Origin of the sequence: Frigoribacterium sp. VKM Ac-2530, from assembly GCF_015350835.1 — a bacterium.
Lineage (GTDB): Bacteria > Actinomycetota > Actinomycetes > Actinomycetales > Microbacteriaceae > Frigoribacterium.
The window spans coordinates 1404209-1428393 of the sequence record NZ_JADKSE010000001.1 but is presented as its reverse complement, the minus strand read 5'-3'; the positions used below and the strand labels follow the sequence as shown (position 1 = coordinate 1428393).

Below are 24185 nucleotides of genomic sequence, written 5' to 3'. Positions count from 1 at the left end.
GGCCGCCCCGCACCGCCTTCCCCGGCGTAGGGTCGCGCACGTCGGCTCAGCGGACGACCCCGGCGCCCCGACCGGCGGCGGTGCGGACGGTCGTCGGAGGAGAGCACCGTGAAGGTCGTCATCACCGGGTCGCGCGGCAAGGTCGGACGCGCCGCCGTGCGCAGGTTCGTCGAGGCAGGGCACGACGTGCTCGGCGTCGACCTCGCCCGGCCCGTCTTCGACGCCGGGGAGGTCGTGCCGGGGAGGTACGTCATGGCCGACCTGACAGACGCGGGCTCCGCCTTCGCCGTCGTGGCCGGCGCGGACGCGGTCGTCCACGTCGCGGCCATCCCGCAGCCCACGGGGAACCCGGCGCACGTCGTCTTCCAGACGAACCTCATGTCGACCTTCAACCTGGTGGAGGCGGCCGTCCGGTTCGGCGTGCCCCGCTTCGTCAACGTGTCGAGCGAGAGCATCGTCGGCAACTTCTTCCCCGAGCGGCCGTTCCTGCCCGACTACGTCCCCGTGGACGAGGAGCACCCGCTGCGCCCGCAGGACCCGTACGCCCTCTCGAAGGCCTTCGGCGAGCAGCTGATGGACGCGGCCGTCCGGCGGTCCGACCTGCGGGCGATCTCGATCCGGCCCAGCACGGTGCACGACGAGAGCAACTGGGAGGAGAACCTCGGTCCCCAGGTGCGCGAGGCCTCGCCCGAGAGCGCCAACTTCGGCAGCTACGTCGACGCCGACGACCTCGCCGACGCGCTGCTGCTCGCCGCCGAGTCCGACCTGCCGGGTCACGAGGTCTTCTACGTCGCCGCCGCCGACAACGCGGGCGGCCACGACTTCGCCGCCACGCTGCGCCAGCACCACGGCGACGCGGTCGAGCTCCGTGAGCTCGACCGCGTCGACGCGTCGGGCATCTCGACCGCCAAGGCCGAGCGGCTGCTCGGCTGGACGGCCAAGCGTTCGTGGCGCGACCACCTCGACGCCGACGGCCGCCGCCTCACCGCGGGCTGAGGTCCGGGACGGCCCTAGGCCCCGCCGGCGTCGCCGCAGGCGCACGCGCGCGACGTCGCCGCCCACACCGCGACGGCGGCGGCCGCCGACCAGGCCTGCGGCCGGCACGACGCCGGGTACGGCACCGGCGCGGGCACGTCGGCCGCGGCGTCGCCGCCGTGCAGCTCGGGCATGCGGTAGCCGAACCACGGCGTCGCGGCGAGCAGTCCCTCGGACAGCAGCCGCGCCTCCTCGTGGTGGTGCGTCGCGGCGAGGCCGGCGACCGCGACGGCGGTGTCGTGGGTCCAGACGGTGCCGAGGTGGTAGCCGAGGGGCCAGAAGCCGGCCGCGTCCGAGCTGAGCGTGCGGAGGCCGAAGCCGCTCGCGAGCGCCGGGCCGACGAGGCGGGCGGCGACCAGCGCCTCCTCGTCGGCGTCGAGCAGTCCCGTGCCGAGCAGGTGGCCGATGTTGCTCGTGACCGTGTCGACGGCGCGCTTGTCGGCGTCGAGGGCGACGGCGGGGAACCTGCCTCGCGCGTCCGTGACCCAGAAGCGCTTGCGGAACGCCGTCCGCAGCCGGCCTGCCCAGCCGCGCCACTCGTCGGCCCCGGGTCGGCCGAACGCGTCGAGCAGATCGGCGCCGTGCACCGCCGCTTCGTGCGCGTAGGCCTGCACCTCGCACAGCGCGATCGGTCCGTCGGCGAGGCGCCCGTCGCTCCACTGGACGCTGTCGCCCGAGTCCTTCCAGCCCTGGTTCGACAGACCGTGGCCGGTCTCGTCGACGTACTCGAGCAGGCCGTCGCCGTCGCTGTCGCCGTGGTCGCGCATCCAGGAGAGCGCCGCCTCCAGGTGCGGCAGCAGGGCCCGCACCTCGTCGTCGGGGAGGCCCGCTCGCCACGCGTCGTGCAGCAGGCAGACCCACAGCGCCGTCGCGTCGACAGTGCCGTAGTACAGCGGCGCGAGGGTCACTCCCTCGCCGTGGATCTCGAGCGGTCGCTGCCGCAGCTCGTGCATGATCTTGCCGGGCTGCTCGGCGCTCGCCGCGACCTCGCGCGTGCCCTGCAGGCCCGCGAGCACGCGCAGGGTGCCGGCCGCGACGCCCAGGCCGGTGCGGAGGTCGGGGTCGAGCGGCAGCGCCAGCCGCGCAGCCCAGAGCGAGTCGCGGCCGAAGAGGGTGAAGAACCAGGGGGCGCCCGCGGCGAAGAACACGTCGTCGGGTCGGTCGGTCGTCGTCATGCGGAGCGCGGACAGGTCGCCGAGCGCCTGGTCGAGCCAGCGGGCCAGGCGGTCGTCGTGCGGCGCAGGGTCGAGGGCGCCCCAGCGCTGGTCGCCCTCGACGCCGGCCACGACCGCGCCGTCGAGCACCGTCGCGAGCTCGAGCCCGGCCGAGGCGGCTCCGCGGGCCGGCACGCGCAGTCGCCAGGTCAGCCGCAGCCAGCCGTCGGCCGTGGCCTCGACCTGCGCCGCGCCTCCTGCGTCGTCGCTGCCCGTCTCGCTTCCGTCGTCGGCCCTGCCCGTCGCGCCCCCCGAGCCGGTCGTCGTCAGCGTCGTCACGGCGTCGCCGCCCGACCAGGAGGCGCGGGCCCCCTCCACCTGCACGTCCCGCGGCGGCACGGCCGCCAGCCCCGCCTTCACCTCGTCCATCGACGACGCGTCGGGCCGGACGGCCACGGTCAGCACGACGTCGAGCTCGCGAGCCAGGCGCGACGTCACCGTGAGCGTCTCGCGGACCCCGCCGGTGCCGACCTCGCGCAGCAGCGACAGCCGCACGTCGGGGTCGGCCCCGTGGTCGTCGAGGCCGCGCAGCAGCGACTCGAACCGGATCGAGGAGGCGCCGAGCGGCACCGAGGCGATCGTCTCGACCCTGCTGCCCCCGACCTGGACCCGGTGCCCGCGCAGCACGCGGGTGTCGCCGGCCCAGACGCCGTGGATCGCAGCGCCGCCCATCGCGCCGGTCGAGTCGGACCAGGCCTGGGCGGGCGCCTTGAGCACCACGGTCTCGGCGGCGAGGAACGGCTGGAGCGGCTCGGCCGCAGGGGCCGACGTGGCCGACGCGGCGGCGTCGGCGACTGCGGCACCTGAGTCGACGGTGGTCGTGGGTCGCGACGTGGTGTCGGTCATGACGGGAGGGGTCCTTGCGCTGAGGGGCGTGCGGGGGAGGTGCTGCGGGCGTGAGCGGGACGGAGCCGGCCCCGGTGGAGGGCCGGCCCCTGCCCTCACTCCTTCACGGCCCCGTCGCTGCTGTTCATGATCTGGCGCTGGAACACGAAGAAGATCACGGCGACCGGGATGGTCATGACGACCGCGGCGGCGAGCTTCACCGGGTACTGGCTGCCCTGGCTGAGCTGCCCGGAGGCGAGCCCCGCGACGCCCTTGGTGAGGGTGGTCAGCTCCGGCGACTGGGTCGAGATGATGAAGTGCGAGAGCTCGTTCCACGACCCCTGGAACGACAGGATGATGATCGTGATCAGTGCGGGACGGGCCATCGGCAGCACGATCGACCAGAAGACCCGGAACGTGCCGGCGCCGTCGATCCGGGCCTGCTCCTCGACGCTCGGCGGGATCGACTCGAAGAAGTTCTTCATGATGAACACCCCGGCCGCGTCGACGAGCAGCGGGATGATCATGCCGGCGTACGAGTCGTAGATGCCGAGCTGGTTGATCACCAGGAACTTCGGGATCAGCAGCACCACGCTCGGCACCGCCATGACGCCGATCAGCGCGGCGAACACGACGCCCCGCCCGCGGAACCGCAGCCGGGCCAACGCGTAGCCCGCCAGTGAGTCGAAGAACACGCGGCCCGCCGTCACGAACACGGCCACGATCGCGCTGTTCGTCGCCCAGGTCGGGAAGTCGCTGTTGACGAACAGGGTCTGGAACGCCGCCGTGGTCCACGTGGCGGGCACGAGCGAGAGCGGGTCGGCCGCGGCGTCCGCGTCGGTCTTGAACGACGTCGCGACACTCACCAGGAACGGCACGATGTAGACGAGCGCCAGCGCGACCAGCGCCGCGTAGAGCACCGACGACGACACCAGCGAGGAGGCGCGGCGCGGCGGCCGAGGGCCCTTCCGCCCCGCAGCGGAGGACGACGGGGGAGGCCCGGCGGGCCGGCCGGTGCCGACCAGGTCGGTGACGGGGGCCGTGGCGGTCATCGGCGCGCCTCCTTCTCGTTCGTGGCCGTCGGTTCGTACAGCGACATCCGTCGTCGCGAGACGGGACGCTCGCGCAGCACGGCGCGCTGCACGATCGTGAGCACGACGATGATCGCGAAGAGCACGAAGGCGATGGCGGCGCCGCGGCCCCAGTCCTGCCCGGCGAAGGCCGAGGTGTACGACAGGTACGAGGGCGTCAGCGTCGTCTTGGCGGGCCCGCCCTGCGTGCCCGTGTAGATCTGGTCGAACACCTGCCAGGTGCCGATCAGGCCGAGCGTCAGCACCGTGAACAGCGTCGGCCGCAGCTGCGGCAGGGTGACGCGCCAGAAGCGCTGCCAGGCGTTCGCGCCGTCCATCATCGCCGCCTCCTGCACGTCGCCGCCGAGGTTCTGCAGCGCCGCGATGAACAGCAGCATGAAGGTGCCGCTCGTCGTGAAGACGGCCATCAGCACGAAGGCGCTCATCGCGACGGAGGGGCCGGCGAACCAGTCCCACCAGCTCACGCCGAGCAGGTCGTGGTCGGTGAGGAACGCGGGGCCGGTGACGCCGATCGCGCCCAGGGCGTTGTGGACGACGCCGCTCGGGTCCTGGAACCAGGCGGGCCCCTCGATCCCGAGCCACGAAAGCGCTCGGTTCACGGCGCCGGTCTGCGTGAAGAGGAACAGCCACACGACGGTGATGGCGACCGAGCTCGTCACGGACGGGAAGTAGAAGGCGGTGCGGAAGAAGCCCCGGCCGCGCAGCACCTGCCGGTTGACCAGCACCGCCAGGAACAGCGAGACCGCGGTCTGGATCGGCACGACGAAGACGACGTACCAGGCGTTGTTGCGCAGGGAGATGCCGAAGTCACGGGCCGCCAGCCCGCCTCCGTTGACGAGGTCGTCGTAGTTCTGCAAGCCGACGAAGCCGACGGAGGCGCTGAACGGCGAGCCGCGACCGCTCCAGTCCGAGACGCTGACCCACAGGGCCATCACCATCGGCACGAGCAGGAACAGCCCGAGGATCACGATGGTCGGGGTGACGAAGAGCCAGCCCGAGGTGGCCTCGCCCCGCGAGGCGGTGCCGGGGCGGGCCCTGCGTCCGACGCGGGGCGAGGCGGTGCTCACGGCAGGATCGCCGCGTAGTTCGACTGGAACGACTCGAGCAGGTCGGCCGGCTCGGCCGAGCTGAGGCCCTCGAGCTGCGAGTTGAAGTCGGCGATCACGTCGGCCGAGCCCTGCTGCGTCGGCACGCCGACGGCGAAGTCGGCCGAGTCGAGGAAGGCCGCGGAGTCGGGGTTGTCAGTCTTCCACTGGTCGGCGGCCGACTGGACGCTCGGCATCACGCCGAAGGCGTCGGCGAAGGCGAGCTGCTGGTCGGTGCTGACGAGCTGCTCGACGAGCTCGAGCGCGGCCTGCTGGTTGGGGCTGTCGGCGGCGATGCCCCAGCAGTTGGTGAACTGCAGGGTGCCCTGGCCGCCGGGGCCGGCGGGCATCTCGGCGACGCGGTAGTCGACGTCGGGGTAGTCGGCGTTCATCGCGCCGGCGATCCAGTTGCCCTCGACGGTCATCGCCGCCTTGCCGGTGCCGAAGGCCTCGCCGCCCCAGCCGGCGCCGAGGTCGGCCGCGAACGCGGCGTCGCCGCTCGTGATCAGGTCCTTGACGTAGGTCAGGCCCTCGACGTTCTCGTCGGAGTCGACGGTCGCCTCCGTGCCGTCCTCGTTCGTCAGCGAGCCGCCGGCCTCGGCCATGAAGGCGCCGACGCGGGCGTACTCGGCGCCGAAGGCGAGGCCGACGTGGTCGGCGGTGGTGAGCTTCGCGGCGACGTCGGACAGGCCGTCCCAGTCGGTGGGGACGTCCGCGTCGGTGAGGCCCGCCTCCTGCCACATCTGCTCGTTGATGACGAGGCCGAGGGTCGAGAAGTCCTTGGGCGCGCAGTAGAACTGGTCGTCGTAGGTGAAGCTGTCGACGAGCGTGGGGAAGAAGTCGTCGGTCTCGCTGAGCTGGTCGCCGTAGGCGAGCAGGCTGCCGTTCTCGGCGAAGCCCGCGAGGGCGTCGGTCGAGAGGTAGAAGACGTCGGCGGGCGAGCCGGAGGCGAAGCCCTGGCTGAGCTGCTGCGGCAGGTCGCTGGCGACGCTCACCTCGGCGTCGGTGCCGCTGTCGCCCGACCAGCTCGCGACGGCGTCGCGGACGGCCGCGGCCTCGGCGTCGCCGCTCGAGGCGATCAGCACGGTGAGCGAGTCGTCGCTCGAGGTGAGGGCGCCGTCGGAGCTCGCGCCGTCGCCGCCTCCCTCGCTGAAGCCGGAGCCGCACGCGGTGAGCGCGAGCCCGGTCACGGTGGCGATGGCGCCGAAGGCCATCAGGCGGCGGATGCGTCGTTGCACGGTATCTCCTCGTCGAGAACGGTCGTCCCGGTGGTCGTGTCGTTACGGGTTTGAACGATCAAAACCGGGTGGTCGCTAGAGTAGGCACCTGCTCGCGCGGCTGTCAATCGAGGTCGCGGCGGGGTGCGCTCCGCGGACGACGCGGAGCTGCGACGCGGGGCTGATCGATGACGACGAGCGAGACGAGGTGTGCCGTGCCGAGTGTCGAGTCGCCGCGCCTGCCCACGGTCGTGGACGTCGCCAAGGAGGCGGGCGTCTCGCGCCAGACCGTCTCCAACGTGCTGAACACCCCCGACATCGTCGCTCCCGCCACTCGCTCCCGGGTCGAGCAGGCGATCGCCTCGCTCGCCTACCGCCCCCACGCCTCGGCGCGGCGGCTGCGCACCCGCAAGAGCTCGACGATCGGGGTGCGCCTCGACCCGGTCGCGAACGGCATCTCGGGGGCGGTGCTCGACCGGTTCCTGCACGCCCTGACCGAGCGGGCCGACGAGCACGGCCTGCGCGTGCTGCTCTTCACGGCGAAGGACCCCCTCGACGAGGTCGCCCAGTTCCGCCGCCTCCTCGACGGAGCCGACGTCGACTCGTTCGTGCTCACGTCGACCTCGTACGACGACCCCCGCACCGACTGGCTGCTGCGCGCCGAGGCCGACTTCGTGTCGTTCGGACGGCCGTGGGGCAGCGACGTGGCCGACCCGGCCCGGCGCTGGGTCGACGTCGACGGGCACCACGGGGTCGCCGAGGCGACCCGCGCCCTGCTCGACGGGGGAGCCCGCCGCGTCGTGTTCCTCGGCTGGCCGTCCACCTCGGGCATCGGCACCGAGCGACGGCAGGGCTGGCGCGACACAATGCTCGCCCACGGCGGGCTCGACCCCGCGGAGCTCGACGAGGTCGACCTGACCGTCGACGACCAGGTCTCGCTCGCCTCCGACCGGATCCGCCAGCTCGCGGCAGACCTCGCCGAGACCGGCCGCACGATCGACGCGGTCGTCTGTGCCAGCGACTCGCTCGCCCTCGGCGCCTTCATGGTGCTCGGCCGCTCCGTGCCCGTGGTCGGCTACGACGACACCCCCGTCGCCGCGGCGCTCGGCCTCTCGAGCGTGCACCAGCCCGTCGAGGAGGTGGCCCACGCCACCCTGGACCTGCTGCTGCACCAGGGCCCCGCGGCCCGCGTCGCCTCGCCCGGGTCGGCCGCCGACCCGCGGCACCGCCTGCTCGCCCCGCGCCTCGTGCTCCGCTAGCTCGCCGCCCCCTCCCGCCCGCCCTCGCCCCTCCTCATTCAGGAAGATGTGTCCTGATCCGCGAAACTCAGGTCCGGATCGTCCTGATCCGTGCACTGTTCAGGACGCGCGGGCCGAGCCTTCCTGGATGCGTCGTGCCTGCCCCTGGACGAGACACCCGCGACGTGCCAGGGTCGGCACATGATCTGGTGGATGGCACCGCTCGCCGCGGCGGCGGGCTTCGTGGGGCTGTGCCTCGTGCTGCGCGACGAGCAACGGCAGCGGCGTACGACGCGTGCAGCGCGGACGGGCGAGCCCCTGCAGGAGGCGCGGCAGGGGCCGACGACCGCGGTCCGGCCCCCGAGCGGCCAGGCCGGGCAGGGAGCGTCGTGACGGCCCCCGTGGGTCGGGGCCGCCGCCTCCTGCGCGTGCTCGGCGCTGTCGGGGGAGTGCTGCTGGTCGGCGTGCAGACGGCTCTCTCGGCCGTGGCCGTGCTGGGCAGCGACGGCGCGCAGAAGCCGCACCCCGGCCCGGTTCCCGGCCCCGACCAGCGCCCCGAGTACCGGCCCTGAGGCCCGGCCCCACATGCGCACCAGGGCGACACTGCTCGCGACCACGCTGGCGATCGCCGTGCTCGGGACGACCGCGGGCTGCTCGTTCGGCTGGGGCCCGTCGGTCTTCGAGGACGAGCAGGTGGCGGCCGACGCTCTGCCCGACGGCCAGGAGGCGGTCGACACGCTCGCGCCGGAGTCGTCGCGCCTGCTGGGAGACGCCGAGGGCAGCCGCTGGTGGGCAGCCCGCAACGGGGCCGGCGAGTTCTGCCTCGTGAAGGCGGTCGTCCGCACCGGCGGCGCGCTCGACGACGTCTTCTCGGGCTGCGGCGGCGACGAGGGCGGCGGCATGTCGGTCGAGGACGGCGACGGCGTGCGCGGCACGTGGTCCGCGGTCGCCGACCCGGAGGTCCCGGCCGGCTCCACCCTGCTCCGCGAGCACCTGATCGTCACTCCCGCGCCGTGACCGGGCTGGTCTTCCTCGGCGGCGGAGGCTCCGAGGCCGCCGAGGCCGCGTTGTGGGCCGAGGCGTTCCCGGCTGGTTCGCGGGTCGTGATCTGGCCGTTCGCCCACCGCGCCGCCGACGATCGTCGAGCGGCCGGCGCGTGGGCGACCGAGGCGCTGCTCGCGATCGGCGTGGAGGACGTGGACGTCTGGGTCACGACCGAGCCAGCCCTCGACCGGCGCCTGCTCGACCAGCTCGGCGTCCGCAGGCGACGTGACCTCGACGGCGTGGACGTCGTGGCCGTCCCCGGGGGCAACACGTTCGACCTGCTCCAGGCGCTGCGGGAGGCGGGCCTCCTCGACCTGCTGCACGCGCACCTCCTCAGGGGCGGGTCTCTCTACGGCGGCAGCGCCGGTGCCGTGCTCGCGGGGGCCGACGTCGACCTCGCCCGCGCCGCCGACCCCGACGACGTGGGCACGACCGACACGCGGGGCCTCGACCTCGTGCACGGCCACGACGTGCTGCCCCACTGGACCGACGACCAGGAGGCGGCGGCCCGGCGGCACTCCCGCGCGTCCCGCCGCTCCGTGCTCGCGATCCCGGAGCGCGGCGGGGTCGTCGTCGCCCCCGACGGCACGGCCCGGTCGGTCGGCCCGGACGACGTCCAGGTGATCACCGCCGAGCGCACCGTCCGGCGTGCCGTCGGCGAGGAGTGGTCGCTGCGCTGACGCGACCGTCGCTGCAGGGCCGCGCACGTCCGCACCCGCGGGACCCGCGCAGACCCGCCCTCGCGCCGACGGGTGTGCGCGGGTCCGAGGGGTGCGGAGGCGCCCGCGGCCCGGTGCACGGCCTGCATGCACAGTCGAGGAGGCAGTCCTAGGCTGACGGGACGAGCCCGGCACGCAGACGTCCGGGCGGCCGTCGCGGAGCAGGGCTCCCCGGCGGCGACGACCACGAGGGGGACACCGTGACCGATCCGCAGCGAGACGACCGACTCCTCGGGGGCGCGACGGGCGCCTCCTCGTCACGACCGGCGGCGCCGACGTCGGCCCCGCCGGCCGGCCCGACGGCCGCACCGGTCACGAAGCAGGCCGAGCCCCGACCGCCCGTGACAGGGCAGCAGATCGGCGCGACCCCGTACGTGGCCGCCCTCGCGCTCTCGCCGATCGTCACGCTCGTCGTGGCCGCGGTCGAGATCCGGCGGTCGGTCGAGCTCCTCGCGCCGGGCAGCACCGGCGTGCAGCAGGGCGACTACACGCTCGCGATGGTCATCAGCCTCGTCGTCGGCGTCGGGCTGGTCGTGCTCTCCTGGCTCGACCGGCGCACGCTCCGGGCACGAGGCGTCGAGCGGCCGTTCCACTGGGCCTGGTCGATCCTCAGCGTGCTCATCTACCTGATCGGCCGCAGCGTCGTGCTGCGACGCCGCGTGGGAGGGAGCGCCGCACCGCTCTGGCTGTTCCTCGGGCTCTCGGTGCTCGGCGGAGCGATCGCGATCATCATCGGCATCTCGTCGGGAGTCGCCACCATGGACCGACCGCCGGTCAGCTTCTAGACACGGAACACCCCTGATCGTGCACCACACCCTCGAATTCGAGGGTGTGATGCACGATCAGGGGTGTCGTGTGAGCTGAGCGCTAGCGGCCTCAGCGCGCGAGGAACTCCAGCACCACGCGGTTGAACTCGTCCGCGTCGCTGACGTTCGCGCCGTGCGGGGCACCGGCGATGACGTGCAGCTCCGAGCCGGCGATCGCGGCGTGCGTGCGCGCCCCCGAGCCCTCGTAGGGCACGGTGGCGTCGCCGTCGCCGTGGATGACCAGCGTCGGCACGGTGACCTTCGTCAGGTCCTCGCGGAAGTCGGTCGTCGCGAACGAGGCCATCGCCGCGAGGGCCGCGCCCTTGTCGGCCTGCTTCGCGAGGCGCAGCGCGTCCTGGCGGTCCGCCTCTGACACCTTGAGCACGCCGTCGACCGAGAAGAAGCCGGTGGTGAAGTCGTCGTAGAACGCGTCCTCGTCCTTGGTGAGGCCGGCGGTCATCTCGGCAGCCGCCTCCTTGGTGAGGGGGCCGTCGGGGTTGTCGTCGGTCTTCATCAGGTACGGGGGCACGGCCGACGCGAAGACGACGCTGTGCAGGCGCTCGGTGCCGTACTTGCTGACGTAGCGCGCGACCTCGCCGCCGCCCATCGAGAAGCCGACGAGCGTCACGTCGTCGAGGTCGAGCTCGGTGAGGACGGTGTGCAGGTCCTCGGCGAGGTGGTCGTAGTCGTAGCCGGTCTTCGGCTTGTCGCTGCGCCCGAAGCCGCGGCGGTCGTACGTGACGACGCGGTAGCCGGCCTCGACGAACGCGGGGACCTGCTTGCTCCACGACTCGCCCGAGAGGGGCCAGCCGTGGATGAGGACGACCGTGCGTCCGCTGCCGCCGAAGTCGTCGACGTGGAGGTTCGTGTCCTTGAAGAGCCCGTGGTGGGCGGTGATCTCGGTCATGGTTCCTGCCTTCCTCGGTCGCATCTGCGGCCTGTCCTCTCGTTCGTACCCGCGCCTCCTGGCGGTTTGCCCGAGGGGCCGTCCCCCTGGTTCGCGTCGCGGACAGGAGGACGGCCACCCGGCGCTGCCGACCGGCTCAGGCCGCGGTGCGGGCGCCGCCGACCGGCTCAGGCCGCCGAGTACGCCCCGCCGGCGATGTCGTCGAGCAGCGTCGGCCCCGACTGCGACCAGCCGAGGAGGCGCCGCGTCGCCTCGGACGACGCCGGCATGTCCTGGCCGAAGAAGCCACCGATCCAGCCGAAGTGCGCACCTGCGTCGGCAGGTGCCACCGACGTCGACGGCAGGCCGAGCGCCTCGCCGAGGGCCTCGGCGATCGCGCGGGTCGAGACGCCCTCCTCGGCGGCGGCGTGCAGCACGAGGCCGGGCGTGGCCGCGACGAGGGCGTCCGCGACGAGACGGCCGGCGTCCGAGCGGTGCACGGCGGGCCAGCGGGCCGAGCCGTCGCCGATCCAGGCCGAGACGCCCTTCTCCCGGGCCACGGCCGCGATCAGCGCGACGAAGCCCTGGTCGCCGGCGCCGTGCACGGTCGGGGCGAAGCGCAGGCTGACGGTGCGGACGCCGCGGTCGGCGAACTCGAGGGCGAGCGCCTCGGTGCCGCCGCGGGGAGCGTCCGGGCCGCTGTGCGGCGTGCGGTCGGCCTCGGTCGAGAGCCGGCCGCTCGCGAGCCCGGCGAGGCCGCTGGCGAGGAGGAGCGGCCGGTCCGATCCCTCGAGCTCGCCCAGCATCGTCTCGACGGCCCCGCGTTCCGCCCGGTTCGACGCGGCCAGGTCCGACCAGTCGTGCTTGTTCGCGAGGTGCACGACGGCGTCGGCCTCGGCGGCTCCCGCTCGGAGGCCGTCGAGGTCGTCGAGGTCGCCGCGCCTGGCGACGGCGCCGCGACGCTCGAGTGCGGCGGCGGACGAGTCGGAGCGGGCGAGCCCGACGACCTCGTGGCCGTCGGCGAGCAGCTCGTCGACGGCGGCCGACCCGATCCAGCCGGATGCTCCGGTGACGAAGACGCGCATGGTGTTCTCCTTCTCTGCTGACAGGGCCGCAGGAGGAGCGGCACCAGTGATGTCAGTGGCTGACGTAGCCATGTCGAGACCGTACACCTGATGTCAGCCGCTGTCATCCCCGGCCCGGCGACGCTAGGCTCGGACCATGGCTCGATGGGAACCCGGCACTCGGGAGCGGCTGCAGGCGGCCGCCCTCGACCTCTTCGTGAGCCAGGGCTTCGACGAGACCACCGCCTCCGGCATCGCGTCGTCCGCCGGCGTGACCGAGCGCACCTTCTTCCGGCACTTCTCGGACAAGCGCGAGGTGCTCTTCGAGGGGCAGCACCTGCTCGCCGACCGCTTCACGGCGGGCGTCGACGACGCCCCCGAGGGCGCCGGCCCGGCCGAGCTGGTCGCCGCAGCGCTGCGGGGAGCGAGCGGGTTCTTCCCCGACGACCGTCGCGCGTGGTCACGTCGCCGCCAGACGGTGATCGACGCGCATCCTGCCCTGCAGGAGCGTGAGCTGCTGAAGCTCGCCGGCCTCGCGCGCGACGTCGCCGCGGTGCTCGCCTCGCGAGGCGTGCCCGAGCCGGCGGCGTCCCTCGCCGGGCAGGCCTGCCTGGCCGTGTTCGGCGTCGCGTTCGGTCTCTGGATCGCGGAGGGCGAGACGCGGTCGTTCGCCGAGCTCGCGTCGCTCGTGCACGGCGAGCTCGGACGCGTGGCCGCCGCGCCCGTCCGCTGACCTGCCGGAACCGAACCGCTGGCGAGCCGGACCCCCGTGGGTCAGTGCGCCGCAGCGTGCGGGTATCTTCTGCAAATGCCGACCTAGGCGCCCGCAATAGGTGCTTTTCCCGCTGTTGCAGGTCACGGAGGCGGCCGCTGGTCGGCATTTGCGGGGCAGCGCTCCCGCCGCCGAGGGCAGCGCCGCGCTGAGCGTCAGCCGTGCGGATGCGGCAGCGGGCGCCGGCGCCCCGCGAGCACGCCCGACAGCGCGAGCACGACGAGCCCGACGGCGGGGATGAGCAGCAGCCCGACCCGCAGCGAGCTCGCGTCGGCGACGGCGCCGATCAACGGCGGCGCCGCGAGGAACCCGAGCCGCATCAGCCAGCTGACGAGCGTGAGTCCCGTGCCCGGCCGGAACCCCGGCAGCATGTCCGCCGCGTGCATCGCGGCGGGGATCAACGTCGCGACGCCGAACCCGGCCAGGGCGAATCCGAGGATGGTCGTGCCGATCGACGGGAACGCCAGGGCCTGCCCCATCCCGACAAAGACCAGCGCCCCGCCGACCCGGGCGACCGCGCGCTGGCCGAAGCGGTCGACGAGCCTGTCGCCGAGGATCCGCCCGACGAACTGGGCGCCCTGCAGCGCGACGAAGCCGAGCGCGGCGACGGTCACGCCGGCGCCGAGCGAGCCCGAGAGGTAGAGGGCGGCCCAGGTGTTGCCGGCGTCCTCGACGACCGTGCCGGAGGCGGCGATCAGCACGAGCGCGACCAGCACACCCCAGGTGCCGAGCTTCACGGCCGAGCGGCGCACGCGTGCACCGGCGTCGGAGCCGGCACCCGCCACGGGCACCGGGGCGGACGTCGACGACGACGCGACCCCCTCGGTCGGCGTGGCGGGCGCCTCCTCGAGCTCGGAGGCGGGCTCCGGCCCCCGGAGCATCAGCCGGTACGAGACGACCGCGACCACGCCGAAGACGACGCCCGAGATCGCGAGGTGCACGCCGATCGGCACGCCGAGCCCGGCGGCCGCACCGCCCATCAGGCCGCCGGCGACGGCGCCGACGCTCCAGATGGCGTGGAACGAGTTGAGGATGGAGCGCCCGTAGCGCCGCTGCACCCGCAGGCCGTGCGAGTTCTGGGCGACGTCGACGATCGCGTCGAGCGCCCCGGCCACGAAGAGCGCGGCGGCGAACAGGGCGCCGACGGGGGAGAGGCCGGCCAGCAGCACCACGACGGCGGTCACCACCGTGCCGACGACGGCGACGCGCGACGACCGGAAGCGGCGGATCAGCCAGCTCGCCGCGAGCCCGGCGACGATCGCGCCGACCGGGCCGGCCGCGACGGCGAGGCCGAAGGAGGCGTTCGACAGGTCGAGCGCCTCCTTGATCGCCGGGTAGCGCGGCAGCAGGTTCGAGAACAGCGCTCCGTTCGTGAGGAACAGCAGCGCGACGGCCAGCCGCGCCCGTCGGGTCTCGTGGTCGGGCGCGGCGGGCGTGCCGGGTCGGGGGGACGTCGTCGACATCGTCGGGTCTCTCGTGTCTGTCTGGGCGAGGGAGGCGCGGCCCGGGGAGGGGCCGACCACGGCGCTGCTGATGACGGCGACCGTCGATCGAATCGATTCGATCTCTCGACGATGCTAGCGGGACCGAGCGCCGGGAGGCAACGCCACGCGCACCGACGACCCGCGCGAGCGCCTCCTCAGCCAGCCGGTCCGAGCAGCACCGCGAGCATCGTCGCGGCCGAGCCGACCAGGAAGCTGAAGGTGCCGAGCTGCATGGTCCGTGTCTTGTTGCGGTCGGCGACGGGCACGCTCACCTCGAGGATCGGGCAGCCCGACCAGCCGATCAGGCCGAGGCTGAGCGCGACGACGGAGGCGCCGATCCAGAAGAGCGTCTCGACCGGCGTCGAGAGCACGTCGGGCCGCCAGCCCGACACGAGCACGGCGCCGAGGGCGAGCGCGACCGCGACGACAGCGGCCGCGAACCACAGCGTGCCGGTCCACATGATGCGCGTGAGGTTCTCGACCGGGCCCATCAGGTCGCGGCCGTCCGGCTGCGGGGCGTGCGAGGCGTCGTCGACGGTTCCCGTCCGTCCGCGTCCGGGTCGTGCGGCGGTGTCTGGGGTGCTCTGGTAGTCGGTCACCCTGCCACGTTGCCACCACTCGACCCCGGCCGCCCGCCGATGTCCGGTCCGTGCGTCGTCGTCCCCGCACACCCGAGGCTCGTCCCGGCGCGCCCCGGGCCCTCAGCTCCGCAGCGTGACGCTCGGGTGCTCGCCGAACCGCTCGTGGTACGACGCCGAGAAGCGTCCGAGGTGGCTGAACCCCCAGCGGCGCGCAACGCCCCCGACCGTGGCGGTCTCGGGCGTCGCGACGGAGAGGTCGGCGTGCACCCGGTCGAGCCGGATCTGGCGCAGCAGCACGGTCGGGCTGACGTCGAGGGCCCGCTGCAGGGCCACCTGCAGCCCCCGCACGCTGAGGTCGGCGGCCCGGGCGACGTCGGCCACGCCGATCGGCTCGTGGGCGTGCGCGTGCAGGTACTCGACGGCGAGGGCGAGTCGTCGGGCACCCGGCGCGACGGGCGCGCCCAGGGCGAGCGCCACGGCCGAGGCCTGCCCGGCCTCGTGCGGGAACGTCTCGAGCACCGCCAGCGCGAGCCGCCGGTCGGCCTCAGCCCGCAGCAGGGGAGGCGCGGCGAGGTCGAGCAGCACCGGGGTCGTCTCCGAGAGCACGGCCCGCCAGCGCCGCAGCGCCGCCTCCCCGACGGGCGCGGCGTGGAAGAAGGTGACGGGCCCGGACGTCACGTCCCCGCGCTCCGTGGCCAGCCGCTCGAGGTGCGCCGCGCTGACGTGCACGAGCCGCTGGCGGTAGTCGGCGAAGTCGAACGAGTACGCCCGGGTCGGTGCGATCCGGGGCACGAGCGGCCGCAGCTCGACCTCGTCGCGTCCGACGTCGACCGTGCCGCGCCCCTCGACGAGCCACGACACGACGTACTCGGGCGCGACGTCGGCCGTGCCGCGGGCCGACCCGTGGAACTCGGAGGTGCGGAGCGACACGTCGCCGTCGCCCACCGCCGCGTAGCGGTACTCGAACGGACGGTCGAGCTGGTCGAGCCGGAAGCCCTGGCCCGGGTACTGGGCCTGGTAGAGGTCGCGGGCGGCGTCGAGGTCGTCGCCGTGCACGGCACCGCGGAACGGCGGCGGTGTCGCCCCGGTGCCGACCTCTTCGTCCATCGTCGACATCCTCACACGCAGGAGGCGCCGGTCGCGTCTGCGACGCCCTGACCGGACAGCCGCCTCCCTGCCCCCTACTGTGCAGGGACCATGCCGCACGCCCCTGCCGCGCCTCCTCGGCCGCCCCGCCCGACGCTTCGTCGGACGCTGCGCCACGGCGTCTGGTGGCTGCAGGACTACGCCTTCGCCGCCTGGTGGCAGCTGCGCGCCGTGCTCTCGCCGCGCGGCGCCGACGACTACCTCTCGGGCGACGGGCGACCCGTGCTCGTGCTGCCGGGCATCTGGGAGACCTGGGCGTTCCTCCGTCCGCTGATCGAGCGGGTGCACGACGAGGGCCACCCGGTGCACGTGATCGCGTCGCTCGGGCGGAACGGCCGACCCGTGGAGGCGACCGCCCGCGACGTCGCCGCCTACGTGCTCGAGCGCGACCTGCACGACGTCGTGGTCGTCGCGCACAGCAAGGGCGGGCTGGTCGGCAAGTACCTGATGGCCCTGCTCGACGACACCCGTCGGGTCGACGTGATGGTCGCCGTCTGCACGCCCTTCAGCGGCTCCCGGTACGCGGCCTGGCTGGTGCTGCCGAGCCTGCGGGCCTTCTCGCCCCGCGACGCGACGACCGTGATGCTGTCGCGCGACCAGGCCGTCAACGAGCGCATCACGTCGATCTACGGCGAGTTCGACCCGCACATCCCCGAGAGCAGCGTGCTGGTCGGCGCCGACAACGTGCTGCTGCCGACCGGAGGGCACTTCCGGGTGCTGGCGCACCCGCGCACCGTCGCCACGGTGCTCGCGGTCGCGGGTCGGCCCGCTCACGACGCGGACCGGTCAGCCGCGATCTGAGAGGATGGGGCACCGTCACCTCGACCAGGCAGGAGCCTCCCATGGCCGAATTCTTCATCGGACTCGTCAGCGCGATCACCCTCGTCGGCCTGGTGCTGACCGTCGCGGCCTTCGTGGCCCTCTCGACGTCGAAGTAGTCCCGTCGCGGCGCGAGTCCCGCAGGCCCCGACGGGTGCCGGGCGGGCGGTGCGTGGCTAGAGTCGTCGCATGAGAGCGCTGCAGGCCACCATCATCTCCGAGCTCGCCGTCCGCCCCGACATCGACCCGGCTGCCGAGGTCGAGCGCCGCGTCGCCTTCCTCCGCGACTACCTCGAGACGACCGGGGCCGGCGGCTTCGTGCTCGCCGTCAGCGGCGGCCAGGACAGCACGCTCGCCGGGCGGCTCTGCCAGCTCGCCGTCGAGGGCGTGCGCCGCGACGGCGGCACGGCCGAGCTCGTCACCGTGCGGATGCCCTACAAGGTGCAGGCCGACGAGGACGACGCCCAGCTCGCCCTGCAGTTCATCGACGGCGCTGAGGGCCTCGTCGTCAACATCCAGCACGGCGTCGACGGCACGGCGCAGGACGTCGCCGAGGCGACCGGCGCCCCGCTCAGCGACTTCGCGAAGGGCAACGTCAAGGCGCGAACCCGCATGGTGGCGCAGTACGCGATCGCGAGCGAGCGCGGCCTGCTCGTCGTCGGCACCGACCACGCCGCCGAGGCGCTGACCGGCTTCTTCACCAAGTACGGCGACGGCGGCGTGGACCTCGTGCCGCTCGCCGGCCTGAGCAAGCGCCAGGGCAAGGCGCTGCTCGCCCACCTCGGGGCCCCGGCACGTCTGTACGAGAAGGCGCCGACCGCCGACCTGCTCGACGAGACCCCCGGCCAGACCGACGAGGCCAACCTCGGCCTCACCTACGCCGACATCGACGAGTACCTCGAGGGCGGCGACGTCGACGACGCGATCGCCGAGCTGATCGAGGCCCGCTACCTCGCGACCGAGCACAAGCGCCGCGTGCCGGCGAGCCCGGTCGACGAGTGGTGGCGCGCCTGACACGCGCCCCCCTGTCGGTCGTCCGGTGTTGACTGCGAGCCATGATCATCGTGACCGGACACCTGCTCGTCGACCCTGAGCTGCGCGACGACTACCTCGCCTCCTGCGTGAGCCTCGTCGAGGCCGGTCGCGACGCGCCCGGCTGCCTCGACTTCGCGCTGTCGCCCGACATCGTCGACGCCGGCCGCATCAACGTCGCCGAGCGCTGGGTGTCGCAGAACGCCCTCGACGACTTCCGCGGCTCCGGGCCGACCGACGAGCAGGAGGCGGAGATCCGGCACAGCGACGTGCACGACTACCAGCTCACCGGCCCCGAGGAGCCGTCGCTGTCCGAGTCGGGCGACCTCGTCTGAGCCGGGCTAGTCGATCCCGTCGATCCCGCCGAGGCGCTCGAGCACGCCGGTGAGGATGGTGCCGGCAGGGTCGGGCAGCACGTGGTGGTTCAGGTAGATGCCCTCGAGCCAGGGCAGGACCTCGTCGGCAGGCATGCCGACGGCGGCCCAGTCGACGCCGGGCAGGGCCCGGGTGACGGTCTGCTCGGTGCCCGGGGTCAGCCACGCCTCGGCGATCGGCTGGTCGGGCGTGCGGTGCTCGTCGGCGGCCCAGAGCAGGGCGATCGGGTGCTCGCGGACGTCGTCCGGCGCCTCGTCGACGTGGTCGTGCTCGACGTGCCCGGCGCCGAGCCAGGGCAGGGTGAGCAGCTCGCCCTCGATGTCGACCTCGACCAGGTCGAGGTGCGTCGGCTCCTCGACCTCGCACACCCAGAGGTCGAGACCGGCGTCGTGCCAGGCCGCGGCGTCGTCGACGTCGTCGATCAGGTCGGGCATCAGCGCCTGCAGGTCGGTCAGCAGGGCGGTGGCCCACGCGACGACCTGGGCGGTGTCGCCGGGGCCCCACGGGCTGGTGTCGGTGTCGTCGCCCGCCGCGTCGTGGAAGTGGTGCTCGGCTCCGCCGTCGACGGCGTCGAGGTGCACCTGGCCCGTGCCGAACCCGACGTACAGGCTGCTGAGCTCGGTCTCGTCGTCCCACTCGCCGAAGAGGTTGGGCTTGCCGAGCGAGGTGGGCAGCGGCAGCGTCGCCGCGTGGCGCGTGCCCAGCGCGAACACGGCACGGAAGCGCCTGGTCGGCAGCCGGAGGCTCATGTCAGTCACAGGGTGTCTCCGATCGGTCGGCTCCCAGCGTACGGGCTGAGGCCGCACCCCACTGCCCTGGTGCCGAGTGGTCGCGAACGGTCGCTCAGCGGGCCCGCCGGAGCAGGAGTCGACCCCTCGTCCACGAGGGCGACCTGCAGCCTCTGCAGGTTCACAGCATCGTCGCGGCGTCGCTCCCTACCATCACCGCATGGACGACCCTCCCTCTCACATGCCGACGCCCTTCCGCGCCCTGACACCGCACGGTGTCTCTGACGAGCGGGGAGGGGCTCAGTGAACGAGTGGGCCATGCTCGCCGTCGGTCTGGTCCTGACCGTCGGCACCGGCTTCTTCGTGGCGTCCGAGTTCTCGCTCGTGAACCTCGACCGGAACGACCTCGAGGCCCGCCAGGCCCGGGGCGAGAAGCGCCTCGCGCCGACGATCAAGGCGCTGCGCATCACCTCGACCCACCTCTCGGGAGCGCAGCTCGGCATCACGCTGACCACGCTGCTCACCGGCTACACCTTCGAGCCCGCGATCAGCTCGCTGCTCGCCTCGCCGCTCGGCGACCTCGGCGTGCCCGAGGCCGTCATCCCGGGCATCGGCGCCGTGGTCGGCATCGTGATCGCGACCCTGTTCTCCATGGTGGTCGGCGAGCTCGTCCCCAAGAACTTCGCGCTCGCCCTGCCGCTCGCGACGGCCAAGTTCGTCGTGCCGTTCATGGCGACCTTCACGACCGTCTTCAAGCCGGTCATCCTGCTCTTCAACAACACGGCGAACGCGGCCATCCGCAGGATGGGCATCGAGCCGAAGGAGGAGCTGTCCGGCTCCCGGTCCGCCGAGGAGCTCAGCTCGCTGGTGCGGCGCTCGGCGCTCGAGGGCATGCTGGACGACGACCACGCGACCCTCCTGGGCCGCACCCTCCGGTTCTCCGAGCACGCGGCCGTCGACGTCATGACCCCCCGGGTGCGCATGACCACCGTGCGCTCCACCGACACCGCCGCCGACGTCGTCGAGACGGCGCTCGCGAGCGGCTTCTCGCGCTTCCCGGTGATCGGCGACGACAGCGACGACATCGTCGGCGTCGTGCACGTCAAGCAGGCCTTCGCCCTGCCCGCCGAGGAGCGGGCGTCCGTCCCGGTCGCCGGCCTCGTCTCGGACGCGCGCTTCGTGCCCGAGTCGATGGGCGTCGACACGCTGCTCGGCCTGCTGCGTCGCGAGGGCTTCCAGATCGCCGTCGTCGCCGACGAGTTCGGCGGCACGGCCGGGCTCGTCACGCTGGAGGACCTGGTGGAGGAGCTCGTCGGCGAGCTCGAGGACGAGCACGACCGCGCCAAGGCCGGCATCGTGCGGTCGTCGGGCACCGTCGTCTTCGACGCCGCCCTCCGTCCTGACGAGCTCTGGGACCGCGCCACGGTGCGGGTGCCCGACGACGGCGACTACGAGACCGTCGGCGGCTTCGTCACCGAGCAGCTCGACCGGCTGCCCGAGGTGGGCGACGAGGTCGAGCTCGAGGGCGGCACGCTGCGCGTCGAGCGGGTGGTCGGGCAGCGGCTCGAGCGCCTGCGGTTCGTGCCCTCGCCGGCCGAGCTGCCGACCGCCTCCGGCGCCCCAGCGGGCACGACGGACACGGCGCACGCCGTCGAGCCTGCCCCCACCGACCACGACCGGGTCGTCGCCGGACTGCGAGAGGACCTGAAGCGATGAACGAGTACCTGCCCGGTATCATCTGGTTGTTCGTGCTGCTGATCGTCAACGGCTTCTTCGTCGGCGCCGAGTTCGCCGTCATCTCCGCCCGCCGCTCGCAGATCGAGCCGCGCGCCGAGGCCGGCAGCAAAGCGGCGAAGAAGACCCTGTGGGCGATGGAGCACGCCACGCTGATGCTGGCCACGAGCCAGCTCGGCATCACCGTCTGCTCGCTCGTCATCCTCAACGTCTCCGAGCCGGCGATCCACCACCTGCTCGAGATCCCGCTGGCCGCGACGCCCCTGACGCCCGAGGCCATCGGCGTCGTCGCGTTCGTCATCGCGCTGGTGCTCGTGACGTTCCTGCACGTCGTGGTGGGCGAGATGATCCCCAAGAACCTGTCGTTCTCGGTGCCTGACAGGGCGGCGCTGCTGCTCGCGCCGCCGCTGGTGTTCGTGGCGACCGTGTTCAAGCCCGTGATCTGGTCGCTGAACGGCGTCGCCAACGCGGTGCTGCGCCTGTTCCGGGTCGAGCCGAAGGACGAGGCGACGAGCACCTACACGCTCGACGAGGTCGCGACGATCGTGCAGCAGTCGACCCGCGAGGGCGTGCTGTCCGACGCGTCGGGCACGTTGTCGGCGGCCTTCGAGTTCACGACCCGCAAGGTGCGCGACGTCGAGGTCCCCGTGGCCGAGATGGTGCGGCTCGCCCCCGGGGCCACGCCCCGCGACGTGCAGCTCGCCGTCGCCGAGCACGGCTACTCGCGCTACGTGCTGACGGACGACGACGGGCAGCCGACCGGCTACCTGCACCTCAAGGACGTCATGGACCTGACCTCGGCCGAGGCGCTCGACGCGCCCGTGCCGGCGAAGCGGGTGCGCCGCCTCGGTGCGGTGCCGCACGACGCCGACCTCGAGGACGCGCTGGCGTCGATGCGCCGCAGCGGGGCTCACGTCGCGCGCGCCGTCTCGGTGATGGGCGAGACGACGGGCGTGCTGTTCCTCGAGGACATCATCGAGGAGCTGGTGGGCGAGGTCGACGACGCGACGACCGTCTAGCTGCCGGCGCGCTCGGGCGAGAGCGGCCGCTCGCCCGGCAGCTCGTGCAGGGCCTCGGCGGCCAGCTCGGCCCGGATCGGGTCGCGGTCGCGGGTCGCCTGCTCGAGGGCCACGAGCGAGTCGCTCATCGCGGCCCAGTTCAGCACCTCGACGATGTTCGGCACGCGGAGCGAGTAGGCGAGGCCGTCGGTGACGTCGCGGCACACCTTCTTGAGCGCGGCGTTGCCGCAGTGCTCGACGTACATGTCGAAGAGGGCCACGGCGTGGGCGTTCAGGGCAGGGCCGTCCTCCCGCTCGATGTCGCCGATGCAGATCTTGACCGTCGACGAGATCTGCTTCATGACGGCCGCGGGGAGGCGGGGCACGGCCAGCCGGACCGCGCCGCCGTAGAGCACGCCGAGCGTCTGGACCGCCTCGACCGCCTGGCCGGCGTCGGGCGTCGCGACCCGCGTCCAGCGGTTCGGGGCCATCTCGACCAGCCCGGCCCGGACGAGGTCGCTGAGCGCCTCGCGGATCGGCGTGCGCGACACCTGCAGCCAGGCCACCAGCTCGTCGTCGTGCAGGCGCTCGCCGGGCTCGAGCGTGCCGTCGAGGATGGCCTCGCGCAGCCGGCTCCTCACGGTGTCGCGCAGCAGCTGGCGCTCGGTCGTGGGTTCTGAGGTGGGGACGGGCACGGGTGTCTCCGATCGTCGGCGGGTCGGGCGCGGGGCCCTGCCACCAGGATAACGGCACATGTCCCGTGTGGCGGGTGACGCGTCGGGGGTGATGTACCACCGGGCCACGCTGCCCCGAACTGGGGGTGACCAGGATCATGCACGCGCATATGGTGGCGGCAGGGCTCGGGGGAGCGTCCTGTACCCCGCACCCGCCACACCGATCGGACGGCACCGTGACCCTCGCACCTGAGCCGCTCGTCGGGCCGACGCATTCGGACGACGACCTCGTGGCCGCGACCGCCCGCGGTGACCAGCGCGCCTTCGCCGAGTTCTACGACCGCACCGCCTCGCGCGTGCACGGCCTCGTGCGGCGGGTCCTCGTGGATCCCGCGCAGTCGGAGGAGGTCGTGCAGGAGGTGTTCCTGGCGGTCTGGCAGGAGGCCTCCCGGTTCGACCCGGCCAGGGGGACGGCGCTGTCGTGGCTGCTCGTCCGGGCGCGTCGTCGGGCGATCGACCGCGTGCGGTCGTCCCAGGCGAGCCGCGAGCGTGACCTGGCCGTCGGCGTCCGCGACCTCGACGCCGTCCGCGACGACGTGGCCGAGACGGCGGCGATCCGGATCGAGCACGCGCGCGTGAGCCGGGCGCTCGAGGGGCTCTCGGCCGTGCAGCGCCAGGCGCTCGAGCTGACGTACTGGGGCGGCCTCACCCAGTCGGAGGCGGCGAGCCGGGCCGGCGTCCCGCTCGGCACCATGAAGACCCGCCTGCGCGACGGGCTCATCGCCCTGCGGCGCCTCGTCGAGCCCGCGGTCGCCTAGGCTCGACGGATGAGGTGCTCGTGACCTGGCTCTGGTTGGCGGGCGCGATCGTCGTCGAGGTCACCGCCTCCCTGGCGCTGCAGGCCGCCGTCGAGGCCCCCGGCTGGTACGCGCTCGTCGTGGCCGGCTACCTGTCCGCGTTCGTCTGCCTGTCCCGGGTCCTGAGGGGCGGCATGGCGATCGGCGTCGCCTACGGCATCTGGGGCGCCTCGGGCGTCGCGCTCACCGCGGTCATGGCCGCCGTCCTCTTCGGGCAGGCGCTCACCGGCGTGATGGTCGTCGGGCTCGTGCTGGTGGTCGCGGGCGTGCTGCTGGTCGAGCTCGGGTCCCAGAGGGCCCTCGCCGCCCGCGCGGCCGCGGCCGCAGCCTCTGCCTCGGGACCCGCGGCCTCGGCTCCGAGCGGGGGCGACGCCTGATGGGCTGGGTCCTGCTCGCGATCGCGATCGTCTGCGAGGTCGGCGCGACGATCAGCCTCAAGCTCGCCACCGACGGGCGGAGGCGCTGGTACGTGCCCGTGGCCGTCGGCTACGTCACCGCGTTCTCGTTGCTCGCCGGCGCCCTGGCGCTCGGCCTGCCGATCGGGGTCGCCTACGGGGTCTGGGCGGCGACCGGGGTGGCCCTCACCGCGGTGCTCGGACGCCTCCTGTTCAAGGACCCCCTGACGGCGACCATGGCCGCCGGCATCGTCCTCATCGTCGCGGGGGTCGTCCTCATCGAGGTCGGGCACTAGTCCCCGCACCCGGCCGGCCGGTGCCGCCACGGTCGACGGAGCGCCCGGCCCAGGACGCACGAGACCCGCC

At 73.6% G+C, this 24185-nt stretch carries 27 protein-coding genes; 16 read left to right on the top strand and 11 right to left on the bottom strand.

The window, feature by feature from the left end; all coding sequences use genetic code 11:
* Positions 1-108 precede the first annotated feature (108 nt).
* Positions 109-996: an NAD(P)-dependent oxidoreductase gene (locus ITJ48_RS06725; RefSeq protein WP_194612885.1), complete on the top strand. Its 888-nt coding sequence runs from the start codon at positions 109-111 to the stop codon at positions 994-996.
* A gap of 14 nt (positions 997-1010) precedes the next feature.
* Here the strand turns inward: ITJ48_RS06725 and ITJ48_RS06720 are convergent, their stop codons facing one another.
* The 4 genes from ITJ48_RS06720 to ITJ48_RS06705 form a co-directional block, all read right to left on the bottom strand.
* Positions 1011-3095 carry a glycogen debranching N-terminal domain-containing protein gene (locus tag ITJ48_RS06720; RefSeq protein WP_194612884.1) on the bottom strand — a complete coding sequence of 695 codons (2085 nt, stop codon included), beginning with the start codon at positions 3093-3095 and terminating at the stop codon, positions 1011-1013.
* A gap of 95 nt (positions 3096-3190) precedes the next feature.
* Positions 3191-4126, bottom strand: coding sequence for a carbohydrate ABC transporter permease (locus ITJ48_RS06715; RefSeq protein WP_194612883.1), 936 nt, complete (start codon positions 4124-4126; stop codon positions 3191-3193).
* A complete protein-coding gene (locus ITJ48_RS06710; RefSeq protein WP_370544816.1) occupies positions 4123-5232 on the bottom strand; it encodes a carbohydrate ABC transporter permease in 1110 nt (369 codons plus the stop codon). Before ITJ48_RS06710 ends, ITJ48_RS06715 begins: the two co-directional genes overlap by 4 nt.
* Positions 5229-6464: an extracellular solute-binding protein gene (locus ITJ48_RS06705; protein WP_194613385.1), complete on the bottom strand. Its 1236-nt coding sequence runs from the start codon at positions 6462-6464 to the stop codon at positions 5229-5231. Before ITJ48_RS06705 ends, ITJ48_RS06710 begins: the two co-directional genes overlap by 4 nt.
* A gap of 218 nt (positions 6465-6682) precedes the next feature.
* Here ITJ48_RS06705 and ITJ48_RS06700 point away from each other — a divergent pair, with 218 nt between their 5' ends.
* The 6 genes from ITJ48_RS06700 to ITJ48_RS06675 all read left to right on the top strand — a co-directional run bounded on the left by ITJ48_RS06700 (position 6683) and on the right by ITJ48_RS06675 (position 10253).
* The gene (locus tag ITJ48_RS06700) at positions 6683-7726 is read left to right on the top strand and encodes a LacI family DNA-binding transcriptional regulator (RefSeq protein ID WP_370544815.1); all 1044 of its coding nucleotides are present in this window, start codon (positions 6683-6685) and stop codon (positions 7724-7726) included.
* A 180-nt stretch (positions 7727-7906) separates the two neighbouring features.
* Positions 7907-8098, top strand: coding sequence for a hypothetical protein (locus ITJ48_RS06695; RefSeq protein ID WP_194612881.1), 192 nt, complete (start codon positions 7907-7909; stop codon positions 8096-8098).
* The gene (locus ITJ48_RS06690) at positions 8095-8277 is read left to right on the top strand and encodes a hypothetical protein (protein ID WP_194612880.1); all 183 of its coding nucleotides are present in this window, start codon (positions 8095-8097) and stop codon (positions 8275-8277) included. Before ITJ48_RS06695 ends, ITJ48_RS06690 begins: the two co-directional genes overlap by 4 nt.
* 13 nt (positions 8278-8290) lie before the next feature.
* Positions 8291-8722 (top strand): hypothetical protein, encoded by a 432-nt coding sequence (locus ITJ48_RS06685; protein ID WP_194612879.1) that lies wholly within the window; start codon positions 8291-8293, stop codon positions 8720-8722.
* The gene (locus ITJ48_RS06680; protein WP_194612878.1) at positions 8719-9429 is read left to right on the top strand and encodes a Type 1 glutamine amidotransferase-like domain-containing protein; all 711 of its coding nucleotides are present in this window, start codon (positions 8719-8721) and stop codon (positions 9427-9429) included. Before ITJ48_RS06685 ends, ITJ48_RS06680 begins: the two co-directional genes overlap by 4 nt.
* 239 nt (positions 9430-9668) lie before the next feature.
* Positions 9669-10253, top strand: coding sequence for a hypothetical protein (locus ITJ48_RS06675; protein WP_194612877.1), 585 nt, complete (start codon positions 9669-9671; stop codon positions 10251-10253).
* 91 nt (positions 10254-10344) lie between these two features.
* Here the strand turns inward: ITJ48_RS06675 and ITJ48_RS06670 are convergent, their stop codons facing one another.
* Positions 10345-11181, bottom strand: a complete 837-nt coding sequence (locus tag ITJ48_RS06670) for an alpha/beta fold hydrolase (RefSeq protein WP_194612876.1) — start codon at positions 11179-11181, stop codon at positions 10345-10347.
* Positions 11182-11348: 167 nt separating this feature from the next.
* Complete coding sequence (locus ITJ48_RS06665; RefSeq protein ID WP_305038539.1) at positions 11349-12317, bottom strand: SDR family oxidoreductase; 969 nt, start codon at positions 12315-12317, stop codon at positions 11349-11351.
* 64 nt (positions 12318-12381) lie between these two features.
* Between ITJ48_RS06665 and ITJ48_RS06660 the strand changes: the two genes are divergently transcribed.
* Positions 12382-12957, top strand: a complete 576-nt coding sequence (locus tag ITJ48_RS06660; RefSeq protein ID WP_194612875.1) for a TetR family transcriptional regulator — start codon at positions 12382-12384, stop codon at positions 12955-12957.
* 194 nt (positions 12958-13151) lie between these two features.
* On the opposite strand, the gene ITJ48_RS06655 is transcribed toward ITJ48_RS06660, so the two are convergent.
* The 3 genes from ITJ48_RS06655 to ITJ48_RS06645 all read right to left on the bottom strand — a co-directional run bounded on the left by ITJ48_RS06655 (position 13152) and on the right by ITJ48_RS06645 (position 16168).
* The gene (locus ITJ48_RS06655; protein ID WP_194612874.1) at positions 13152-14459 is read right to left on the bottom strand and encodes an MFS transporter; all 1308 of its coding nucleotides are present in this window, start codon (positions 14457-14459) and stop codon (positions 13152-13154) included.
* A 176-nt stretch (positions 14460-14635) separates the two neighbouring features.
* Positions 14636-15079: a hypothetical protein gene (locus ITJ48_RS06650; protein ID WP_194612873.1), complete on the bottom strand. Its 444-nt coding sequence runs from the start codon at positions 15077-15079 to the stop codon at positions 14636-14638.
* A 102-nt stretch (positions 15080-15181) separates the two neighbouring features.
* Entirely contained in the window at positions 15182-16168 is a 987-nt protein-coding gene (locus tag ITJ48_RS06645; protein ID WP_194612872.1) for a helix-turn-helix domain-containing protein, read from the bottom strand.
* Positions 16169-16258: 90 nt separating this feature from the next.
* Here ITJ48_RS06645 and ITJ48_RS06640 point away from each other — a divergent pair, with 90 nt between their 5' ends.
* The 3 genes from ITJ48_RS06640 to ITJ48_RS06630 all read left to right on the top strand — a co-directional run bounded on the left by ITJ48_RS06640 (position 16259) and on the right by ITJ48_RS06630 (position 18393).
* A complete protein-coding gene (locus tag ITJ48_RS06640; RefSeq protein ID WP_194612871.1) occupies positions 16259-17008 on the top strand; it encodes a triacylglycerol lipase in 750 nt (249 codons plus the stop codon).
* Positions 17009-17215: 207 nt separating this feature from the next.
* A complete protein-coding gene (gene nadE / locus ITJ48_RS06635) occupies positions 17216-18040 on the top strand; it encodes an ammonia-dependent NAD(+) synthetase (protein ID WP_194612870.1) in 825 nt (274 codons plus the stop codon).
* A gap of 41 nt (positions 18041-18081) precedes the next feature.
* Complete coding sequence (locus ITJ48_RS06630; protein WP_194612869.1) at positions 18082-18393, top strand: putative quinol monooxygenase; 312 nt, start codon at positions 18082-18084, stop codon at positions 18391-18393.
* A 6-nt stretch (positions 18394-18399) separates the two neighbouring features.
* Here ITJ48_RS06630 and ITJ48_RS06625 read toward each other — a convergent pair whose 3' ends face one another.
* A complete protein-coding gene (locus ITJ48_RS06625) occupies positions 18400-19191 on the bottom strand; it encodes a hypothetical protein (RefSeq protein WP_194612868.1) in 792 nt (263 codons plus the stop codon).
* A 273-nt stretch (positions 19192-19464) separates the two neighbouring features.
* Here ITJ48_RS06625 and ITJ48_RS06620 point away from each other — a divergent pair, with 273 nt between their 5' ends.
* Positions 19465-20877 carry a hemolysin family protein gene (locus ITJ48_RS06620; protein ID WP_194612867.1) on the top strand — a complete coding sequence of 471 codons (1413 nt, stop codon included), beginning with the start codon at positions 19465-19467 and terminating at the stop codon, positions 20875-20877.
* Positions 20874-21914 (top strand): hemolysin family protein, encoded by a 1041-nt coding sequence (locus ITJ48_RS06615; RefSeq protein ID WP_194612866.1) that lies wholly within the window; start codon positions 20874-20876, stop codon positions 21912-21914. Before ITJ48_RS06620 ends, ITJ48_RS06615 begins: the two co-directional genes overlap by 4 nt.
* Here ITJ48_RS06615 and ITJ48_RS06610 read toward each other — a convergent pair.
* On the bottom strand, positions 21911-22588 hold the full coding sequence (locus tag ITJ48_RS06610; protein ID WP_370544813.1) for a GntR family transcriptional regulator: 678 nt from the start codon (positions 22586-22588) through the stop codon (positions 21911-21913). The genes ITJ48_RS06615 and ITJ48_RS06610 overlap by 4 nt on opposite strands.
* Positions 22589-22803: 215 nt before the next feature.
* Between ITJ48_RS06610 and sigK the strand changes: the two genes are divergently transcribed.
* The 3 genes from sigK to ITJ48_RS06595 are packed head-to-tail and all read left to right on the top strand — an operon-like array spanning position 22804 to position 24115.
* Positions 22804-23385: an ECF RNA polymerase sigma factor SigK gene (sigK, locus tag ITJ48_RS06605; protein ID WP_370544812.1), complete on the top strand. Its 582-nt coding sequence runs from the start codon at positions 22804-22806 to the stop codon at positions 23383-23385.
* Between the two features lie 20 nt (positions 23386-23405).
* Positions 23406-23801, top strand: coding sequence for an SMR family transporter (locus ITJ48_RS06600; protein ID WP_192042692.1), 396 nt, complete (start codon positions 23406-23408; stop codon positions 23799-23801).
* Positions 23801-24115 (top strand): multidrug efflux SMR transporter, encoded by a 315-nt coding sequence (locus ITJ48_RS06595; RefSeq protein ID WP_123546835.1) that lies wholly within the window; start codon positions 23801-23803, stop codon positions 24113-24115. The genes ITJ48_RS06600 and ITJ48_RS06595 overlap by 1 nt, the downstream gene beginning before the upstream one ends.
* The last annotated feature ends 70 nt before the right edge of the window (positions 24116-24185 follow it).

Excerpts from the sequence above, each read along its gene's own strand:
- ITJ48_RS06645 (WP_194612872.1), bottom strand. The coding sequence starts at position 16,168 with ATGGACGAAGAGGTCGGCACCGGGGCGACACCGCCGCCGTTCCGCGGT.
- nadE (WP_194612870.1), top strand. The coding sequence starts at position 17,216 with ATGAGAGCGCTGCAGGCCACCATCATCTCCGAGCTCGCCGTCCGCCCC.
- ITJ48_RS06715 (WP_194612883.1), bottom strand. The coding sequence starts at position 4,126 with ATGACCGCCACGGCCCCCGTCACCGACCTGGTCGGCACCGGCCGGCCC.
- ITJ48_RS06665 (WP_305038539.1), bottom strand. The coding sequence starts at position 12,317 with ATGGCTACGTCAGCCACTGACATCACTGGTGCCGCTCCTCCTGCGGCC.
- ITJ48_RS06705 (WP_194613385.1), bottom strand. The coding sequence starts at position 6,464 with ATGGCCTTCGGCGCCATCGCCACCGTGACCGGGCTCGCGCTCACCGCG.
- ITJ48_RS06670 (WP_194612876.1), bottom strand. The coding sequence starts at position 11,181 with ATGACCGAGATCACCGCCCACCACGGGCTCTTCAAGGACACGAACCTC.
- ITJ48_RS06660 (WP_194612875.1), top strand. The coding sequence starts at position 12,382 with ATGGCTCGATGGGAACCCGGCACTCGGGAGCGGCTGCAGGCGGCCGCC.
- ITJ48_RS06615 (WP_194612866.1), top strand. The coding sequence starts at position 20,874 with ATGAACGAGTACCTGCCCGGTATCATCTGGTTGTTCGTGCTGCTGATC.
- ITJ48_RS06720 (WP_194612884.1), bottom strand. The coding sequence starts at position 3,095 with ATGACCGACACCACGTCGCGACCCACGACCACCGTCGACTCAGGTGCC.
- ITJ48_RS06630 (WP_194612869.1), top strand. The coding sequence starts at position 18,082 with ATGATCATCGTGACCGGACACCTGCTCGTCGACCCTGAGCTGCGCGAC.
- ITJ48_RS06595 (WP_123546835.1), top strand. The coding sequence starts at position 23,801 with ATGGGCTGGGTCCTGCTCGCGATCGCGATCGTCTGCGAGGTCGGCGCG.
- ITJ48_RS06640 (WP_194612871.1), top strand. The coding sequence starts at position 16,259 with ATGCCGCACGCCCCTGCCGCGCCTCCTCGGCCGCCCCGCCCGACGCTT.
- ITJ48_RS06695 (WP_194612881.1), top strand. The coding sequence starts at position 7,907 with ATGATCTGGTGGATGGCACCGCTCGCCGCGGCGGCGGGCTTCGTGGGG.
- ITJ48_RS06685 (WP_194612879.1), top strand. The coding sequence starts at position 8,291 with ATGCGCACCAGGGCGACACTGCTCGCGACCACGCTGGCGATCGCCGTG.
- ITJ48_RS06655 (WP_194612874.1), bottom strand. The coding sequence starts at position 14,459 with ATGTCGACGACGTCCCCCCGACCCGGCACGCCCGCCGCGCCCGACCAC.